Consider the following 17,903-nt stretch of genomic DNA (forward strand, 5'->3'; position numbering starts at 1 on the left):
ATGAGCAGCGACAGCAGCACAGGATTGGAACACGTCCGCGCCGAGATCGCGCGCGCCTGCAAGGATGCCGGCCGCGATCCGGCGTCGGTGACGCTCGTCGCGGTGTCGAAGACGTTTCCCGCCGAGGCGATCGAGCCGGTGATCGCGAGCGGCCAGCGCGTGTTCGGCGAAAACCGCGTGCAGGAGGCGAAGGCCAAGTGGCCGCCGCTGATGGCGAAGCACGCCGGCATATCGCTGCACCTCATCGGGCCGCTGCAGTCGAACAAGGCGAAGGAAGCGGTGGCGCTGTTCGACGCCATCCATTCGGTCGACCGCGAAAGCCTGTGCGCGGCGCTGGCCAGGGAAATCGAGAAGCAGGGCAAGTCGCCGACCTTGTTCGTGCAGGTCAACACCGGCGCCGAGCCGCAGAAGGCCGGCGTGCTGCCGGAGGAAACCGACGCGTTTATCGCCGCATGCCGCGGCACCTACGGCCTGGCGATTTCGGGACTGATGTGCATTCCGCCGGTCGGCGAAGCGCCGGGGCCGCATTTCGCGCTGCTGGCGAAGATCGCCCGGCGCAACGGACTTGAATTGCTGTCGATGGGCATGAGCGCGGACTTCGCGTCCGCCATCGCCATGGGCGCGACGCATGTGCGTGTCGGCAGCGCCATTTTTGGAGGACGGACATGAGCGAGTTGGAACGCTGGCAGGACCGCTTCGCCGGCGAGGACTACCGGTTCGGTACCGAGCCGAACCTGTTTCTCAAGAGCCAGGCGCATCGGCTGCGCAAGGGTCAGACCGCGTTGTCGATCGCCGACGGCGAAGGGCGGAATGGCGTCTTCCTCGCCGAGCAGGGCCTCGACGTTCTCTCGCTCGACTTCTCGCCCAACGGGCAGGCCAAGGCGCGCAAGCTGGCGGCGGCGCGCGGCGTGCCGATCCGCACCGAACAGGCGGACGTGATCACGTGGAACTATCCGCCGGAGGCCTTCGATGTCGTGGTCGCTATTTTCTTTCAATTCGCCACACCGGCGGAGCGCGCGAAGATCTTCGCCGGCATCAAACGCACACTGAAGCCCGGCGGCTTGTTGCTGCTCGAGGGCTACGGGCCGAAGCAGCTCGACTACAAGACCGGGGGGCCGTCGGTGCTCGAGAACCTGTACACGCGCGAGCTGCTGCAGCAGGAATTCGGCGATTTCTCGTCGCTCGACATCCGCGAATACGACGCCGAGATCTTTGAAGGCGCGGGCCACGGCGGCATGTCGGCGCTGATCGATGTGGTGGGTGTGAAGTAGCGTTTGTCGTCCCGCCAGGCGTTGCGAGGCTGGTAATCGTGCCTTCTCCCCCTGTGGGAAAGGGAGGCCGCAGCCTCGCAAAACAAAAGAATGGGTGAGGGGGCGGCCCCCTCACCCAGCATCGAAACCGGAACTGCCATCTGCAACTGTAGCGGAGTCAGGCGGCGGCCTTGTTAGCGTTGTCCTGGGCCGATTCACGTCTGGACGGCAGGCCGAGCCTCCACCGAATCATGTCTCCGATGATCGGGTAGATGTCGTTGTGCTTGGCACCAAAGCGCATGAACCCGCCTTGGAAACTTCCGATATCGCGATTGCCGCCTTCTTCAGCAGGCAAGTAATCGGTAAGACCCGTCAAGCCGTGGACCTGCCGCTCCTCGGGCGAGAGCTCGTAGTAACGCCACATAAAATTATCGTGGCTGAGATCGATATCGGTCAGCCCAGAGAGCAACTTTTCTGTTAGCTCGTCTCCATTCTCCGGCTTGCGATTGCTAAAGCTGAAATCGAAGACCAGCTTAGCTAATGCCTTCAGCACGACAGGCTGGGCAGCTACCGTCTTCATCCTCGCCTTATCTTCGCCAAATCCCGGAATCGCACGAACCGCTGTCCAGAATCTATAGGCAATCTCAGCTTTATCATCGACCAAGGTCGGAACAGCACTGCTAATGTTCGTCTTGTTTAAGAAAAGTATTGCGTTCACCGCGACAATATCTTTTCTGGGTACGCGGCCCTCATCATCGTTCCAATTCTTTACATCCGTCTCTGAGGCTTCGATGCCAAGCCCGTTGATTAATCGATCTTTGATGAACAGGTTGATCGGATTCGAGTTGTCGAATTGAAGCGCAAGGTTTGTATCCACCTTCTTCCCAAGGCGATTTAGGTCGTGGAAAAGTTGTCTCTCCTCATCGGGATTAAGGCCGAGATGCACTTCGAGTTGAAGAGTGCAATAGGTACGAGCGACCTCGAAACACTCTTCCCACGCCTGTAGCTCTTCAGCTGTAAGCATCTTGCCTTCGTCGAAACTGAGCAGGCTCCCTTTCTTTGGATAGGAGCGAGCGATTCGAAGCTGCTCAAGGAATTTGAAAACCATTTCCATGGCCATTCGACGGTGCTGGCCATCAACGACCCACAAGACATAGCGCTGCGACAGAAATACCTTAAAGGCTGCGGTTTCGTCGGTGCGCTTGTCCATCATTCGATCGCCGCGGATATCGGCGCCGCGAGGATTGCAGCCGCGAATGTTCACGACGAGCGGTTGGATGGACATGTAGGGCTGCCGGCCGAGCTTACTCATCAGCTCGTTCAGAACCGGGTTCGTATCCTTATTTAAGATTTCTCGTCGATCGATGGCGGCCGAGACGAGACCCTTCAAGAGGTAAATGGCCAGCTTGTGCGCGTGGGCGGGATCGAGTTTCCGTTGCGCCAAACTTTCCCCGTCACGCGTGGGGTCATTGGCGACCTCGGACATCCCATAGAACTCGTGCATTGGCATAAGCATCAGAAAGGTTCGGTTGCCCAGGTTGTGGCCGATGAAGACCTTGAAGGGCTTTTCGGATGAATCTCCCGTATCCAAAACTTCGTCCAGCGTTCCAAGCGGCGTGGGCAGGTCCTGATTCTTCGGAAACATGATTTGGCTCCCCCGGGTTCGACTCTGAAACTCTTCTTTAAAGTAGCCAGGCGTGTTATGTCAATATGCCAGGCGTATAAAAAAAATATCCCAGGGATGTTATGATCCCGCCTCCGCGGTAGGATACGCCCCTCCTTGAAGGGGGCATCCTAGCGCGACGGAGCTGTCTGAGTCGGCTCAAATTGGCGAGGCAAATCGAAAGATGCCTAACTACCTGTTGAATCTCGGCATGTTCGGCGGGTTGCTGCCGAGCGAAGCGTCGAGCGGCTTCTTCAGGAGGCTCGAACGCAGCGCGCTCGGCTGCGGCGCCGCGGCGGCGGCAGGCTGATAAGCAGGCTGCGGCTGCGGCGGCGCATAGGCCGGCTGCGGCGGCATTTGCGGCTGCAGGCTCGGCGCGTCGGGCGGCGAGCCGTACTCGTCCTCGACGTCACCCATGCGATGGCTCATGCTGGCGCTGCGCCAGCGCTCGATCACCGACGTCAGCAGATCCTTGTTCATGCCGCTGCCGGCATCCGAGCGCGTGTTGCCGGAGGCTTCGCTGTTCGGCCGCATCTCGGCCGGCAGCTCGGCGAAGCGCATGCGCGTCGGCAGCGCCACGCCGGCGCCGAAGCAGAACACTTCGCGCGTGCCGAGCGAGGGGATGAACGACAACAGATTGGCCGCGGCATCCGACACCGCCGAACGGATCAGTTCCTGGTCGCGGTCGTTCGACAGGCGCATCGCGAACAGGGTCGAGCACTGCGAGATGATGGTCGGGTCGATTTCCGCCGGCCGCTGCGTGACCAGGCCAAGGAAGACGCCGTATTTGCGGCCTTCCTTGGCGATGCGCGACAGCGCGCGCCGCGTCGGGCCGAAGCCGATCTTCTTGTCGGCCGGCGCGTAGCGGTGCGCTTCCTCGCAGACGAACAGCAGCGGGGCGACGCCGTCGCTCCACAGACCGAAGTCGAAAGCCATGCGGCAAAGCACCGACACGACCGAGTCGATCACCTCGGCCGGGAAGCCGGCGAGTTGCATGATCGTCATCGGCTTGCCGTCGGGCGGCAGGCGGAAAAGTGTGCCGATGATCTCCGCCATCGTGTCGCCGCCGATGTTCGCGTTCTCGAACATGAAGGCGTAGCGCGGATGATTGCGGAACGTCTGAATGCGGCCGATCAGCTTGTGATAGACGACGGCGCGGGAGCGGTTCTCGAGCTTGCCCATGCGCTCGTCGAGCAGCGCGATCAAATCCTCGATGCGGTACGGCACCGGCGTGTCGGCGGTGAAGCCGGCATCTTTCGGGTCGCGCCGCTTGGCCAGGCTGCGGTCGTTCGGATTGCTGCGATACTGGAGATAGGCCGCTTTTGCCAGCGGGATGACTTCGGAGAGGATCTCGACTTCTTCCTCGATGCCGGGACGGCCGCCGAAGAAGGCGTCGACCGTCTCCTCGAAATTGAACAGCCAGAAAGGCAGGCGCAGGTTGCGCGGATTGAGCACCTGCGCGCGCTCGCCAAAGCAGCGGCCGTATTCGTTGTGCGGATCGACCAGGAAGATGCGCAGGTTGGGCCGCGTCTCCAGAATTTTCTGCAGGATGATGGCGACGCCACTCGACTTGCCGACGCCGGTGGCGCCGAGGATGGCGAAGTGGCGGCTAACCAGATGATCGATATCCATGTGGACGGCGATGTTCTGGTTCTGCTGCAGCGTGCCGATCTGCGCACGATCGCTGCTCGCGCCGCCGTAGATGAGGCGCAGGTCGCGCTCGCCGAGCATCGCGACGCTGTCGCCGATGGTCGGGTATTCCGTGACTCCGCGCGAGAAACGCGTGGCCACGATCTCGCCGATCAGGTCGAGGCGCGCCACCTTGCGCACGTCGCTGCGCGACAGGCCGGCGGCTGCCTGCTCGCCGACCTCGGTGATCAAGCCGATGATCATCGCCTTGGCGGTGGAAATGCCCATGAACTTGCCGACGGTCGGGCTGTCGGCGCCGAGCGCGCGGCCGGTGAGCTCGATGGTCGCCGTCGCGCCGGTGACGGCGGCGACACGGCCGGTCGCCTCCGATGTGGAGCGCAACGGCTGCGGATTGCTCGAAGTCGCAGGAATATCCATTGGTCGCCCGAAAATTACGCCGCGTATATGCGACGTTACCGGCGCGAGGTTGCCGCAGTCTTTATGGCATTCCGAACATTCGACCGAGCAGGACTTATGCTTACCCGCAGCTTAATCCGGCAATTGTCCGTACTTAGGGACGAGCCGGTCGCGCCGTGGGGGTAGGCGTGGGGCGGCCTGCAAGGACGGTGGCGCCGGAGGCGACCGACTCATTGGCCGCCTGAAGAATCCTCGCGCAGGGATATCGGCGACGGCGCAGCCGCGTCGCCGCCGACGCGGGCATGAGACGAAACGACTGTCGCTCGTCTCTCGCCGCGCGGTGCGCATGTGCGCGTGCCTGCAAGGCACGACATCATCTTGCAATGAGGGCCAATTTTTCTTGACAGCATCTGGGCCCGGGCGTACGGCCAAAACGTTCGAACGCCCTTCGAACAAATCGCATCAGGACAAAATGGACAGCTACCCTAGTCGCGCCACGGCAGCCGGCATGTCGGCTACCGAGGCGTCCCTTCAAATCAAGCACGCCGTCATCGGGCGATCCCGTCGGCTGAACGAGATCAGGGTCTAGTCCCGACGCTCGCTCGCCTCGCGGTCGCTTCGAACCGGAGGTGAGCCATGACGCTCCCGCGCATCATCTTTGCCGCAAGGCGCAGCGCCAACGTATACGTATGGCGCGCGTAGCAGGGTAGTCGCCAAGCCATGCGCGGCACCATTCCAATCTCGGTCGAGCACGGCCCGCGCCGGTTCACGCACTGGGACATGCTCGCCGTCCTGCTCGTGCTCGGCCTTTTGGTGTTCGTCGGGGAGGCGAGCCGGCACCTGCTGCAGCCGCTGACCGAGCTGGAGACGACGCCGCTGTCGCTGGCGCCGCAGCACCTGCCCGAATACGCCGCGCGCACGACGCTGCGCATGCTGGTCGCGCTGGTGTTTTCACTGCTGTTCACCTTCACCTACGCGACCTGGGCGGCGAAGAGCCGGCGCGCAGCGACCCTGCTGGTGCCGCTACTCGACATCCTGCAGTCGGTGCCGATTCTCGGCTTCATCTCGGTGACGGTGGTTTTCTTCATGTCGCTGGCGCCGGGCCGCGTGCTCGGTGCGGAATTCGCAGCGGTGTTCGCGATCTTCACCAGCCAGGCCTGGAACATGGCCTTTTCGTTCTACCAGTCGCTGCGCACCGTGCCGGTGGAACTGCTCGAAGCCTCGCGCGTGTTCAGGCTGTCGCGCTGGATGCAGTTCTGGCGCGCCGAAGTCCCCTTCGCCATGCCGCAGCTGATCTGGAACATGATGGTGTCGATGTCCGGCAGCTGGTTCTTCGTCGTGGCGTCGGAAGCGATCAGCGTCGGCAAGACCACGGTCACGTTACCTGGCATCGGCTCGTACATCGCGCTGGCCATCGCCAAGGAGGATCTCGCCGCGATCGTCTGGGCGATCGCGGCAATGCTGGTGGTGATCCTGCTCTACGACCAGCTGCTGTTCCGGCCGCTGGTGGCGTGGGCCGATCGTTTCCGCTTCGAGCAGCAGTCCGGCGTCATGCCGCCCCGCTCGTGGGTGCTCGACGTGCTGCGCCGTTCGGGCGTCGTGGCCACTCTGACCGACCCGCTCGACCGGCTGTGGCGCCGCACCTTCAAGCCTTCGCGCTCCGAAGCCTCCAGTCGGGCGCCGCGGCCGAAGCTGAAGCTCGGTCGCTGGGCCGACTGGCTGTGGAACGGCTGTGTCGCCGCGCTCGCCGTCTATGCCATCTGGCGGGTGGCGAGCTTCGTGTCGGGCAGCATTTCACTGCAGGAGGTCGGCCGCGCGCTGCTGCTCGGCCTCGCCACGCTCGCGCGCGTCATCATCCTGATCGCGGCGGCCACGCTGATCTGGGTTCCCGTCGGCGTGATGGTCGGCATGCGGCCGCGGGTCGCGCAACTGGTGCAGCCGGTGGTGCAGATCATGGCGGCCTTTCCCGCCAACGTGCTCTTCCCCATCGCGGTGTCGGCGATCGTGCTGCTGAAGATCGATCCGAACATCTGGCTCAGCCCGCTGATGATCCTGGGTACGCAGTGGTACATCTTGTTCAATGTCATTGCCGGCGCGGCGGCAATCCCGTCGGAGATGCGCGACGTCGGTACCAACCTGCAAATTCGCGGCTGGCTGTGGTGGAAGAAGATCGCGCTGCCCGCCGTGTTTCCCTACTACCTGACCGGCGCGATCACCGCTTCGGGCGGCTCGTGGAACGCGAGCATCGTCGCCGAGGTTGCGAGCTGGGGCCACACCAGGCTGGAGGCGTTCGGTCTCGGCGCCTACATCGCGCAGGCGACAGACGCCGGTGATTTCCATCGCATCGTGCTCGGCGTTGCCGTGATGTCTTTTTACGTCGTTGTCATCAATCGCGCATTCTGGCGGCCACTCTATTGGTACGCAGAGCGGAAATTCCGGCTCGAATGATAGGAGCGGGTCCATGAGCGACGCATTGCTGCAGATCCGGTCGTGCTGTCAGGCTTTCCCGAAGGCCGACGGCGAAGACCTGCTCGTGCTCGACGATATCAATCTCACGCTGAAGGATGGCGAGATCGTCGGTCTGCTGGGCCGCTCAGGCTCGGGCAAGTCGACACTGCTGCGCCTCATCGCCGGACTGGCGCGGCCGGTGTCGGGCAGCGTCATCTATCGCGGCCAGCCGGTCATCGGACCGGCGCCCGGCATCGCCATGGTGTTCCAGAGTTTCGCCCTGTTTCCCTGGCTCACCGTTCTTGAGAATGTCGAGCTCGGTCTCGAGGCGCTCGGTCTGCCGGAAGCGGAAATCCGCCGCCGTGCGCTCGCCGGCATCGATCTGATCGGTCTCGATGGCTACGAGTCGGCCTATCCGCGCGAATTGTCCGGCGGCATGCGCCAGCGCGTGGGCTTTGCGCGCGCGCTCGTTGTGCATCCCAACATCCTGCTCATGGACGAGCCGTTTTCGGCGCTCGACGTGCTGACGGCGGAAACGCTGCGCACCGACTTTCTCGACCTGTGGATCGAAGGCAAATTGCCGATCAAGGGCGTCTTGTTGGTGACGCATAACATCGAGGAGGCGGTGCTGATGTGCGATCGCATTCTCGTGTTCTCGCGCAATCCAGGCCACATCATCGAGGAAATCAAAGTCGACCTGCCGCATCCGCGCAGCCGTGTCGAACCGGCGTTCCGCGACCTGGTCGAACGCATCTACGTCGCGCTCACCGCGCGGCAAGCGCCGGCGCCGCGCGCCGCGCCGGACCGCTTCGCCGGCATGGGCATCGAGATGGTGCTGCCGCGCGTGTCGGCCAATGCGCTCGCCGGTCTGATCGAGGCGCTCGCGGGCGCGCCCTACAACGGCGAGGCCGACCTGCCGGTCATCGCCAGCACGCTGCAGATGGAGGTCGACGACCTGTTCCCGATCGCCGAGGCGCTGCAGCTATTGCGCTTCGCCGAAGTCGAGGGCGGCGACATCAAGTTGACCGATGCCGGCAAGCAATTTGCCGAGTCGGGTGTCGACGACCGCAAGAAGCTGTTTCAACGGCAGCTGCTCGCCTATGTGCCGCTGGCGGCGCATATCCGCCGCGTGCTGCAGGATCGCGCCCAGCACGAAGCCCCGAAGCGGCGCTTCGTCGACGAACTCGAGGACCATATGGCCGAGGAGGCGGCGGAGGGCACGTTGCGTTGCGTCGTCGCCTGGGCGCGCTTCGCCGAGGCCTTCGCCTATGACGACCGCTCGGAGACCTTCAGCCTCGACAACCCGAGCTAACCGACGTGGATCCGCGTGCGCGGCCCGAGCCGCGCCAGCAGCCGGCGCAGTGTCCTGGTATCCAGCGCGATGCAGCCGGCGGTCGGCGCGAAGCCGGGCCGGGCGACGTGGATGAACACGGCGCTGCCTCGGCCGGCCACGCGCGGATGGGTGTTGTGGTCGATCTCGACGATGAAGTCGTACAGCCCGTCGGCGCGGGTCAGCCGGTCCGCTGAACGACCCGCCGGAACCCGGACCGGCTGGTTGTAATGGCGGTCGCGCGGATCCTCGCACCAGCCGTCGTCGCGGCCGATGCGGCGGACCGGCAACTGGGTCATTGGCCGAGCGTGCCGGTCGCCCCGCCACCACAGCCGCTTCGGCCGGAACACCCCGCACGGGGTACCGCCGTCGCCCTCGCGCTTGTTGGCTTTCATGCCGCCACGCCCAAGCGCCACCGGCAGGGCCAATGGCCCAGCAGTCAGCCAGCCGCGTCGGGGGTCGCCCGGCTTCTTGCGGACCCGGATATGGGACAGTGTTTGCCGCCGCATCGTCTGCCTTCAGCCCCGAATCAGCGCGTTGGGACGGTGCTCAATACCAGTTCGCCCTTGCTCTTGGACCGCCGAATGCTCTACTGCCGGTCCGAACCGTTGGAAATGGGGCCCCGCGCCCCTCTGGGGGCCGTCCAATCATGGCCAATAAGCGCACGATCCTGATTGTCGACGACGACGCCGAGCTGCGCGAGGCGCTGGTCGAACAGCTGGCGCTGCACGAGGAATTCGAGCCGATCTCGGCCGATAGCGGCACCAAAGGCGTGCAGGCGGCGCGCAATGGCCAGGTCGACCTGGTGATCATGGACGTCGGCCTGCCCGACGTCGACGGCCGTGAGGCGGTGCGCATCCTGCGCAAGAACGGCTTCAAGTCGCCCATCATCATGCTCACCGGCCACGATACCGATTCCGACACCATTCTCGGGCTGGAATCGGGCGCCAACGACTACGTCACCAAGCCGTTCCGCTTCGCCGTGCTGCTCGCGCGCATCCGCGCGCAACTGCGCCAGCATGAGGCGAGCGAGGACGCGGTCTTCACCATCGGCCCGTACACGTTCCGCCCGAGTTCCAAGATCCTGCTCAATCCGAAGGGCGGCAAGGTGCGCCTCACCGAGAAGGAGACGGCGATCCTGCGCTATCTCTATCGCGCCGGGCAAAAGCCGGTGTCGCGCGAGACGCTGCTGCAGGAAGTGTGGGGCTACAATTCCGGCGTCACCACGCACACGCTGGAGACCCACATTTACCGCCTGCGGCAGAAGGTCGAGAAAGACGCCGCGCTGCCGCAGATCCTGGTCACCGAGTCCGGCGGCTACAAGCTGGTGCCGTGATAAGTTTTTCCGTCATTCCGGGGCGCGCGACTGCGGCCGCAGGCCGCGGGCGTACGAACCCGGAATCCAGAATGCAACACGAGAGCCCTTGCTGTGGCTCTGGATTCCGGGCTCGCGTGCTGCGCACGCGCCCCGGAATGACGGTGTAGGATGGGCCTCGAAGACGACATCGCTTTCTTCGAGCAGGTGCCGACGCTGGCTGCGCTCGGCGCGCAGGCGCTACGTGTGCTGGCGATCGGCGCCGAGACGCGCAGCCTGCCGAGCGGCGCCGTGCTCTATTACGCCGGCGAGGTGGCCGACGGCGCCTATGTGGTGCAGCGCGGCTCGCTGCTGCTTGAGCCGGGCACGTTTTCGGAAGGGCGCGAATACACCGTCGGGCCCGGTACGCTCGTCGGCGAACTGGCGCTGATCACCGATGTCGTTTCGCCGTCGACGGCAATCGCGAAAGAGCCGACTGTGGTCATCCGTCTGTCGCGCAATCTGTTCCGCAAGATGCTGGAAGGCTATCCCGCCGCCGCCGAGAAAATGCGGGACATCATGGCCGCGCGCCTGCAGGCGTGGACCAAGGACCTCGGCGCGGTGCGGCGCAAGCTGGACAAGTAGGAACGCGTGTCCCGGACGCGGTGCAGCACGCAGTGATGCGCCGCAGATCCGGGACCGTCGCAAGCGCGGAGTTCGGTACGGTCCCGGGTCTGCAGCGCGTCATTTCATGCCGCGCTGCGCCCGGGATACGAGTGTCTACACTTCTACCCGTGCCGTGACCGGCACGTGGTCGGACGGGCGCTCGGCGCCGCGATAATCCTTCGCCACCGTGATCTTCGACACCTCGCCGGCGATCGCGTCGGATGTCCAGATGTGATCGAGCCTGCGGCCGCGATCGGAGGCGCGCCAGTTGTCCATCGCGCGATAGCTCCACCACGTGTAAAGCTTCTCCGGTTCCGGCGTGAGCACGCGCATCGTGTCGATCCATTCGCCGGCCTTGCGCGCGGCGTTGAGCTTCTCGCACTCGACCGGCGTGTGCGAGACCACTTTCAACATTTGCTTATGGCTCCAGACGTCGTGCTCGAGCGGCGCGACGTTGAGGTCGCCGACGAGAATGGCGCGCTGCCGGCGCGCCGGGCGCAGACCCATATGCGCCTGCATCTCGTCGAGGAACGACAGCTTGTGCTCGAACTTCGGATTGACCTCCGGATCGGGCTCGTCGCCGCCGGCCGGCACGTAGAAATTATGCAGCGTGACGGGATCCTTCAGCCCGGCCTTTTCGCCGAGCACGACCGAGATGTGGCGGCAGTCGGTCTTGCCGCAGAAGTCCTGTTTGTCGACGGTTTCGAACGGCACGCGCGAGAGGATGGCGACGCCGTGGTAGCCCTTCTGGCCGTTGAGCGCGGCGTGCTCGTAGCCGAGCCGCTTGAAGCGCTTGAGCGGGAAGGCATCGTCCGGGCATTTCGTCTCCTGCAGGCAGATCACATCCGGGCGCGCCGACTTGATGAATTTGGCGACCAGATTGATGCGCAGGCGGACGGAGTTGATGTTCCAGGTGGTGATCTTGAGGGGCATGTCGCGAATTTAGGCCGTCGGGCGCGGCTTTGCCACGCCTCCGCGCCGGCTGTGCAAAACCTCCGGACTGCTAGTTATGGTAATTCGTGTAGTCGATGCGGAACATCGACGGATTGAGCTTCTTGCTCGAGTCGAGATTGTAGACGGCGACGGTGGTGTCGTAGCCCTGCGGGTCGGTGACGGTCCACTGCTTGAGCTGCATGTCCTTGGCGTCGAACATGATCATCAGCCGGCTGGTGCCGACCAGCGCGTTCTTCTCCTCGACCACCACCGTGACGAACACGTCGTCGGCGTAGACCGCGACAAGGTTGGTATCCTTCATCAGGTCGACGTGATCGGCGAGCAGGAAGCGCAGCGGCGTCTGCGACAGCGGGTAGACGTCCTGGGTGCCCAGATTGCGGTCGCGCACCACCACCGACTGTCCGTCGGCGACGAGCTCGGTCGGGTTGGGGCTGTCATATTCGAACCGCACGCGGCCCGGCTTTGACAGATAGAAAAGGCCGGTCGAGCGGCCGCCGTCCGGGCCGATCTGCACGAACTTGCCGGTCAGCGTCTGCACCGTCGAAAGATAAGTATCGACCCGTTCGATGATCGAACGCTGCTCGGGCGTGAGCGCGGTGGTCGAGCCCGGCTTGCCGAGCAAGGCGGCGAACGGATTGGAAACCGGATTTGGCGCCGGTTGCGGCTGCTGCGCCGGTGCGGCCTGCGCCGCGGTGGCCTGGGCGCGAGCGCGCAACGCCGCCGGCGGCAGTGACGGCACCGAGCCGGTGTACAGGACGCGGTGCGGGCGCGGGCGCGGCAGCGGTACGGAATCGGCCAGCGCCGGTGCGGCGGTCAGCGCCACCAAGGCCACCACGGCCAGGGCCCGGCCGGTCCGCGCTGTATCCCATCCCGCCATCCCGCTCTCCACCTCGCGCCCCGAGTTCAATCGGCCCGCCTATAGAGACGGGCTGTGGCTATTTCGCGACCCGGCCGAATCATGCGCTGATTCGCGCGGCGACGCGATGAATTGCAGTGTCCTTGTCGTCACAGCGTCGACCCCGGCAGCCGCCACCGGCTCCGCCGATTTTCGGGCCGCTACCGCTCGAAATCGCCCTCTTCCGGAATCAGGATTTCGCGCTTTCCGGCGTGGTTGGGCTGGCCGACGATGCCATCGTTCTCCATCCGCTCCATCAGCGTGGCGGCGCGATTGTAGCCGATCTGCAGCCGGCGCTGGATGTAGGAGGTCGAGGCCTTGCGGTCGCGCTTCACCACGGCAACAGCCTGGCTGTAGAGGTCGCCGCCTTCGGCCATGCCCATGCCGGTCGCATCGAACACTGCGCCGTCCTCGCCTTCCAGATCGTCATCCTTCGTGACTTCCTCGAGGTAGTCCGGCATGCCCTGCGACTTCAGATGCCGCACGACCTTCTCGACCTCGTCGTCAGAGCAGAACGGGCCGTGCACGCGGCTGATGCGGCCGCCGCCGGCCATATAGAGCATGTCGCCCTGGCCGAGCAGCTGTTCGGCGCCCTGCTCGCCGAGGATGGTGCGGCTGTCGATCTTTGAGGTGACCTGGAAGGAGATGCGGGTCGGGAAGTTCGCCTTGATCGTGCCGGTGATGACGTCGACCGAGGGGCGCTGCGTGGCGAGGACGACGTGGATGCCGGCGGCGCGCGCCATCTGCGCCAGCCGCTGGATCGCGCCTTCGATGTCCTTGCCGGCGACCATCATCAGGTCCGCCATCTCGTCGACGATGACCACGATGAACGGAAGCGGCTCGAGATCGAGCTCCTCCTTCTCGTAGATCGCTTCGCCTGATTCCTTGTCGTAGCCGGTGTGCACCGTGCGCGTGAGCTGCTCGCCCTTGGTCTTCGCCTCGGCGACGCGCGCGTTATAGCCGTCGATGTTGCGCACGCCGAGCTTCGACATTTTCTTGTAGCGGCCCTCCATCTCGCGCACGGCCCACTTGAGCGCGACCACCGCCTTCTTCGGATCGGTGACGACGGGCGTGAGCAGATGCGGGATGCCGTCGTAGACGGACAGTTCGAGCATCTTCGGATCGACCATGATCAGCCGGCACTGGTCGGGCCGCAATTTGTAGACCAGCGACAGGATCATGGTGTTGATGGCGACCGACTTGCCGGAGCCGGTGGTGCCGGCAATGAGCAGATGCGGCATGCGGGCAAGGTCGACGATGACGCTCTCGCCGCCGATGGTCTTGCCGAGGCAGAGCGGCAGCTTGACCGCGGTCTCGGTGTAATCCTTGCCGGCGAGCAGCTCGCGCAGGTACACCTTCTCGCGCATCGGGTTCGGCAATTCGATGCCGATGGCGTTGCGCCCGGAGACGACGGCGACGCGTGCCGACACCGCGCTCATCGAGCGGGCGATGTCGTCGGCCAGTCCGATGACGCGCGACGATTTGATGCCGGGCGCCGGCTCCAGCTCGTACAGCGTAACCACCGGGCCGGGCCGCGCATTGATGATCTCGCCGCGCACGCCGAAGTCCTGCAGCACGCTCTCGAGCGCCGTGGCATTGGCGTCGATGACGTCCTTCGGCATCTGCGACCGCTCGGACGCCTTCTGCGCCGCCAGCAAATTGAGCGAGGGCAGGGCGAAGCCGGAACCGGACTTGCGCGCGGGCGCCTTCGGCACGGCCGCGGCGCGCTTGCGTGGCGCCGGTGCTTCTTCTTCCTCTTCGCCGTCTTCGTAGTCCTCGTCGCTTTCGGGCGCCATGCTCGGCGCGGCGACGCGGCTCAGACCGCCGAAGCGCGGCTCCTGCCGTGCCCCGGGAGCGGCTACTTTGGTGCGCGGGCTCGGCCGCAGCACCAGCATCAGCCGCGCCTTCAGGCTGAGCAGCGCATGCGCGATCATGCCGAGCCACGGTGAGGCACGATCGGCTTCTTCCTCGTCGTCCTCGCCGTCGTGTTCGACGTCCTCGTCGGCTTCTTCAGCCGCGGCGCCCGGCTTACGGAAGACGCGCAGGCCGGAGGCGGCGAGCAGCGTGAACAAAGTGGCGAAGCCGAAGACGATCGACGCGATCAGCGCGCTGATGCCGTCGAGCGTGCCGCCGGCGAGCGCGGCCGGCACACGCAGGATGGCGTCGCCGAATACGCCGCCGAGGCCGGTCGGCAGCGGCCAAGTGCTGAGCACCGGTAGCGTCGAGGCGAAGGCGGCGGCGAGCAGCGTCGTTAGGATCCAGAGCAGCCCGCGCCATTTCTCGCCGAGCTCTTGATGCGCCAGCAACCGCCAGCCGAGCAGCGCTTCCGGCGCCAGCAGCAGCACGGCACCGAGGCCGAGCAATTGCGTCGCCAGATCGGAGAAGATGGCGCCGGGATAGCCGAGCAGATTGGCGATCGGCTTGTGTGTGGCGTGGCTGAGCGACGGATCCTGCACCGACCAGGTGGCGAGCGCGATGGCGCCGAGCAGGGCGATCGTGATCAGCGCCAGGCCCGCGAGCTCGCGCAGCCGACGCCGCATGATGTCCCGAAAATGCTCGGTGACGAAGGCGACGATATCGAGGCTGCGATCCGCTGCCGGCATGAGCTAGTTTTTTCCTTTGCGCATGATCTGATCCGAAAACCGGTTTCCACTTTTCGGTATCATGCGCATCACCCCAACAATTCGACGAGACGATGCAGCGCTTCCGCCGTCGTCTCGTTGTTCTGCACCATCGCGACGCGGATAAAGTCCGCGCCCGGGTTCGATCCGTCCGCCTGCTCGCGGGCGAGATAGCGGCCCGGCACGACGCGCACGCCGGCTTCCGCCCACAGGCGCCTGGTCACCACTTCGCTGCCGCCCTGCTGCGACACATCGAGCCAGAGGAAGAATCCGCCGGCCGGCCGCTTATAGCCGTAGCGGTCGCCGATGATCTGGTCGGCGAGATCGAATTTTGCCCGGTAAAGCTTGCGATTTTCTTCAACATGCGCCTCGTCGCTGTAGGCGGCGGCCGCGACCTGCTGCGCCGGGATCGGCACCTGCGGCGCCGCGACGTTGCGCAGCTCGAGGAAGGCGGCGAGGAAGCGGCGGTCGCCGGCGGCGAAGCCGACCCGCAGGCCGGGCAGGTTCGAGCGCTTCGACAGCGAATGGAAGACGACGACGTTGGCGAAGTCGGGCCCGGCGGCTTCGAGCATGCCGGCCGGCGCGTCTTTCGAGTAGATCTCGCCGTAACATTCGTCGGCGAAGACCAGGAAGCCGTAGCGCTGTGCCAGCCTGGCGAGCCGTTCGAGATAGGCGCGGCTCGCCACGGCGCCCTGCGGGTTCGACGGCGAAGCAAGAAAGACCGCGACCGTGCGCTTGAGCAGCTTATCGTCGAGCGCGTCGAGATCCGGCAGGAAGCCGTGCTCGCGCGTCGCCGGCAGATAGACCGGCTCGCAGCCGGCGGCGATCGCGCCGGCCGAGTAGGCGGCATAGAACGGATTCGGGATCAGCACGGCCGGCTTGCCGTCGCGCGGACCGACCCAGCGCGCAGCGGAGATCGCCGCAAGGAAAAGCCCCTCGCGCGTGCCGTTGAGCACCAGCACTTCGCTGTCCGGATCGACGGCGCGCGGCAGCTTGAAACGCTTGCCGAGCCAGGTCGCGATGGTCGTGCGGAAGGCGTCGATGCCCTTGTTCGGCGGATAGCGGCCGAAATCGGCGATGTTGGTGGCGAGCACCGGCGCGACGAAGGCCGGAACCGGATGCTGCGGCTCGCCGACCGACAGGTTGATCGGCGGCCTGCCCGGCGACAGCCCGGCGATGAGCTCGGTCAGGCGCACGAAGGGGGAGCGGGAATCGACCGCCGGAGCAGGGGTTTGGCTTGGCTCGCGCGGAGCGGTCATGGTCGGCATAGCGGTACACATAGGTGGGGGTTGCGGGCCCACCGCGGAAACGGTCGGGCCACCTTAAGGACGGCGAGGTTAAGACCCGATTAACCATCGGTTTTCAAGGGCCGGGAGTGCGGCGTTCAACCGTCCCGGCGGAGCGGCGTCAGGCGCGGGTCGGCGGCGAAAACGTCCAGGCCGAAGGCCAGCGAACGTGCTGGCGCCTCGCAGACCGCGCGGACGCCAGCCCGGCCGACATGGAGATGCCAAGTCTGCCGCTCGACCGCATCATGGCGGCGGAAGACGCGACAGGTCAGCAGCGCCACATTGGCGCGCGCTTGCGGATCGCGGACTGATTGATAGCGGATTGCGTCCAGCGCTGCGGCGCGCGCGGTTTCGGCGAGATCGAGACAGGCGGCGTAGTTGGTTAGCCGGGTCCAGGCTGTATGGTCGCGGTCGAGGGGCGGTCGCGTCAGATCAATCGCTTTCGCCGTAGCGATTTCGACGGCGAAGACAGTGTGCTCGGCCGCGTTTGACGGCCACGGCGTGTTCGGACTCTCGGTAAAGAACAGCAGACGATAGAACGCGGCTTCGGCGATCGCGGTGTCGGGCTCTTCCGATGCGTAGAACACGCCATTATGCGAGCCGGCACGGCGGAAGCGTGAGTCGAATGGATAAGGCGCGTAGCGAAATGGCGTGAACAGTAGATAGCCCAGATGTTGGCATTCCACGGGGATTTTGAGCTTGGTGTCATCGAGCAGCCGCTCAAGCGCCGCCTGCTCCTCAAGCGTGTCGGTGAGCTTCATGGTCGAGACTTTGGCCTGCGCTTCGACGACGCGCCAAAGCCGGCCGCGCAGCGGACGCGCTTCAGATGCGAGCGCGGCGGCTGTCCAAGTACTGGACGACATTGACGAGGCCGCTGACCGATTGGATGAGGTTGATGGGCGTATCGCCGAGCGCGCTGTTGATGTTGACGAGCCATGCCTTGGCGACGCTCTCGTCGCCGCCGACGATGGCGTCGAGCGCGCGGAACAGCCGCACGAACATCGCGCTGAGTTCGAACGACTTGCTGTCCGGCGCGAGCATGAATTCGCTCTTGCTCATGCGTGAGACCGTCGCCTCAGACACGCCGATAACGGCGGCAAGCACGCGATTTTTCAAACCGAGCCTGTGCGCGGCCCGGACGGTCGCTTTGGTGAGCGCCACCGCCTCCAATTTGGCCGGGCGAGGGACAGCCGTGAGGGCCATGGCCAGCTCCTTTCTCAAGAAAATATAGTATCTAATTATTTCTATTGCAATAACGCGACGCCGCTGCCGATTAAACAGTTAGACCTTTAGATTCAATGGCTTAAATAAGTGAGGCCCCGGTCCTTGCGAACCGGGGCCTCGACGGAAGGGACAGTGCCGGGTGTCCGCCCCTACCGCTAGCGCGTGACGCTTACTGGACCACCTCGCCATGCAGGGCGAGGTCGAGACCGTCGCGCTCGACTTCTTC

The 17,903-nt window shown here is 64.9% G+C and carries 15 protein-coding genes; 6 read left to right on the plus strand and 9 right to left on the minus strand.

What is annotated here, in order from left to right:
• Both VGV41_RS05645 and VGV41_RS05650 read left to right on the plus strand, forming a co-directional pair.
• Positions 1–669: a YggS family pyridoxal phosphate-dependent enzyme gene (locus VGV41_RS05645; protein ID WP_326862730.1), complete on the plus strand. Its 669-nt coding sequence runs from the start codon at positions 1–3 to the stop codon at positions 667–669.
• Positions 666–1,271 carry a class I SAM-dependent methyltransferase gene (locus VGV41_RS05650; protein WP_326862731.1) on the plus strand — a complete coding sequence of 202 codons (606 nt, stop codon included), beginning with the start codon at positions 666–668 and terminating at the stop codon, positions 1,269–1,271. Before VGV41_RS05645 ends, VGV41_RS05650 begins: the two co-directional genes overlap by 4 nt.
• 157 nt (positions 1,272–1,428) lie before the next feature.
• Here the strand turns inward: VGV41_RS05650 and VGV41_RS05655 are convergent, their stop codons facing one another.
• The gene (locus VGV41_RS05655; RefSeq protein ID WP_326862732.1) at positions 1,429–2,895 is read right to left on the minus strand and encodes a DNA sulfur modification protein DndB; all 1,467 of its coding nucleotides are present in this window, start codon (positions 2,893–2,895) and stop codon (positions 1,429–1,431) included.
• 210 nt (positions 2,896–3,105) lie between these two features.
• A complete protein-coding gene (locus VGV41_RS05660; protein WP_326862733.1) occupies positions 3,106–4,980 on the minus strand; it encodes an ATP-binding protein in 1,875 nt (624 codons plus the stop codon).
• Between the two features lie 699 nt (positions 4,981–5,679).
• Here VGV41_RS05660 and VGV41_RS05665 point away from each other — a divergent pair.
• Entirely contained in the window at positions 5,680–7,407 is a 1,728-nt protein-coding gene (locus VGV41_RS05665; RefSeq protein ID WP_326862734.1) for an ABC transporter permease subunit, read from the plus strand.
• A 13-nt stretch (positions 7,408–7,420) separates the two neighbouring features.
• Positions 7,421–8,719, plus strand: coding sequence for a nitrate/sulfonate/bicarbonate ABC transporter ATP-binding protein (locus VGV41_RS05670; protein ID WP_326862735.1), 1,299 nt, complete (start codon positions 7,421–7,423; stop codon positions 8,717–8,719).
• Here VGV41_RS05670 and VGV41_RS05675 read toward each other — a convergent pair.
• Positions 8,716–9,246, minus strand: coding sequence for a L,D-transpeptidase family protein (locus tag VGV41_RS05675; RefSeq protein ID WP_326862736.1), 531 nt, complete (start codon positions 9,244–9,246; stop codon positions 8,716–8,718). The genes VGV41_RS05670 and VGV41_RS05675 overlap by 4 nt on opposite strands.
• A 140-nt stretch (positions 9,247–9,386) precedes the next feature.
• Here VGV41_RS05675 and VGV41_RS05680 point away from each other — a divergent pair, with 140 nt between their 5' ends.
• Together VGV41_RS05680 and VGV41_RS05685 are read left to right on the plus strand one after the other, a co-directional pair.
• A complete protein-coding gene (locus VGV41_RS05680; RefSeq protein WP_326862737.1) occupies positions 9,387–10,073 on the plus strand; it encodes a response regulator transcription factor in 687 nt (228 codons plus the stop codon).
• A gap of 150 nt (positions 10,074–10,223) precedes the next feature.
• Positions 10,224–10,676, plus strand: a complete 453-nt coding sequence (locus VGV41_RS05685; RefSeq protein ID WP_326862738.1) for a Crp/Fnr family transcriptional regulator — start codon at positions 10,224–10,226, stop codon at positions 10,674–10,676.
• Positions 10,677–10,811: 135 nt separating this feature from the next.
• Here VGV41_RS05685 and VGV41_RS05690 read toward each other — a convergent pair whose 3' ends face one another.
• From VGV41_RS05690 to VGV41_RS05715, 6 genes are all read right to left on the minus strand, one after another.
• Positions 10,812–11,630: an exodeoxyribonuclease III gene (locus VGV41_RS05690; protein WP_326862739.1), complete on the minus strand. Its 819-nt coding sequence runs from the start codon at positions 11,628–11,630 to the stop codon at positions 10,812–10,814.
• A 70-nt stretch (positions 11,631–11,700) separates the two neighbouring features.
• Positions 11,701–12,528, minus strand: a complete 828-nt coding sequence (locus VGV41_RS05695) for an outer membrane lipoprotein carrier protein LolA (protein ID WP_326862740.1) — start codon at positions 12,526–12,528, stop codon at positions 11,701–11,703.
• 179 nt (positions 12,529–12,707) lie between these two features.
• Positions 12,708–15,149: a DNA translocase FtsK gene (locus tag VGV41_RS05700; protein WP_326862741.1), complete on the minus strand. Its 2,442-nt coding sequence runs from the start codon at positions 15,147–15,149 to the stop codon at positions 12,708–12,710.
• A gap of 68 nt (positions 15,150–15,217) precedes the next feature.
• Positions 15,218–16,426, minus strand: coding sequence for an aminotransferase class I/II-fold pyridoxal phosphate-dependent enzyme (locus tag VGV41_RS05705; protein WP_326862742.1), 1,209 nt, complete (start codon positions 16,424–16,426; stop codon positions 15,218–15,220).
• Positions 16,427–16,551: 125 nt separating this feature from the next.
• Positions 16,552–17,214, minus strand: a complete 663-nt coding sequence (locus tag VGV41_RS05710; RefSeq protein ID WP_326862743.1) for an RES family NAD+ phosphorylase — start codon at positions 17,212–17,214, stop codon at positions 16,552–16,554.
• A 61-nt stretch (positions 17,215–17,275) separates the two neighbouring features.
• A complete protein-coding gene (locus tag VGV41_RS05715) occupies positions 17,276–17,656 on the minus strand; it encodes an MbcA/ParS/Xre antitoxin family protein (RefSeq protein ID WP_326862744.1) in 381 nt (126 codons plus the stop codon).
• Positions 17,657–17,903: the final 247 nt, after the last annotated feature.

This window comes from Pseudolabrys sp. (assembly GCF_035943735.1).
Lineage (GTDB): Bacteria > Pseudomonadota > Alphaproteobacteria > Rhizobiales > Xanthobacteraceae > Pseudolabrys.

Bases quoted from the DNA above. Each gene is read 5' to 3' on its own strand.
- VGV41_RS05715 (WP_326862744.1), bottom strand. From the start codon at position 17,656: ATGGCCCTCACGGCTGTCCCTCGCCCGGCCAAATTGGAGGCGGTGGCG.
- VGV41_RS05680 (WP_326862737.1), top strand. From the start codon at position 9,387: ATGGCCAATAAGCGCACGATCCTGATTGTCGACGACGACGCCGAGCTG.
- VGV41_RS05670 (WP_326862735.1), top strand. From the start codon at position 7,421: ATGAGCGACGCATTGCTGCAGATCCGGTCGTGCTGTCAGGCTTTCCCG.
- VGV41_RS05705 (WP_326862742.1), bottom strand. From the start codon at position 16,426: ATGACCGCTCCGCGCGAGCCAAGCCAAACCCCTGCTCCGGCGGTCGAT.
- VGV41_RS05665 (WP_326862734.1), top strand. From the start codon at position 5,680: ATGCGCGGCACCATTCCAATCTCGGTCGAGCACGGCCCGCGCCGGTTC.
- VGV41_RS05700 (WP_326862741.1), bottom strand. From the start codon at position 15,149: ATGCCGGCAGCGGATCGCAGCCTCGATATCGTCGCCTTCGTCACCGAG.
- VGV41_RS05685 (WP_326862738.1), top strand. From the start codon at position 10,224: ATGGGCCTCGAAGACGACATCGCTTTCTTCGAGCAGGTGCCGACGCTG.
- VGV41_RS05660 (WP_326862733.1), bottom strand. From the start codon at position 4,980: ATGGATATTCCTGCGACTTCGAGCAATCCGCAGCCGTTGCGCTCCACA.
- VGV41_RS05645 (WP_326862730.1), top strand. From the start codon at position 1: ATGAGCAGCGACAGCAGCACAGGATTGGAACACGTCCGCGCCGAGATC.
- VGV41_RS05650 (WP_326862731.1), top strand. From the start codon at position 666: ATGAGCGAGTTGGAACGCTGGCAGGACCGCTTCGCCGGCGAGGACTAC.
- VGV41_RS05655 (WP_326862732.1), bottom strand. From the start codon at position 2,895: ATGTTTCCGAAGAATCAGGACCTGCCCACGCCGCTTGGAACGCTGGAC.
- VGV41_RS05695 (WP_326862740.1), bottom strand. From the start codon at position 12,528: ATGGCGGGATGGGATACAGCGCGGACCGGCCGGGCCCTGGCCGTGGTG.
- VGV41_RS05690 (WP_326862739.1), bottom strand. From the start codon at position 11,630: ATGCCCCTCAAGATCACCACCTGGAACATCAACTCCGTCCGCCTGCGC.
- VGV41_RS05675 (WP_326862736.1), bottom strand. From the start codon at position 9,246: ATGCGGCGGCAAACACTGTCCCATATCCGGGTCCGCAAGAAGCCGGGC.
- VGV41_RS05710 (WP_326862743.1), bottom strand. From the start codon at position 17,214: ATGAAGCTCACCGACACGCTTGAGGAGCAGGCGGCGCTTGAGCGGCTG.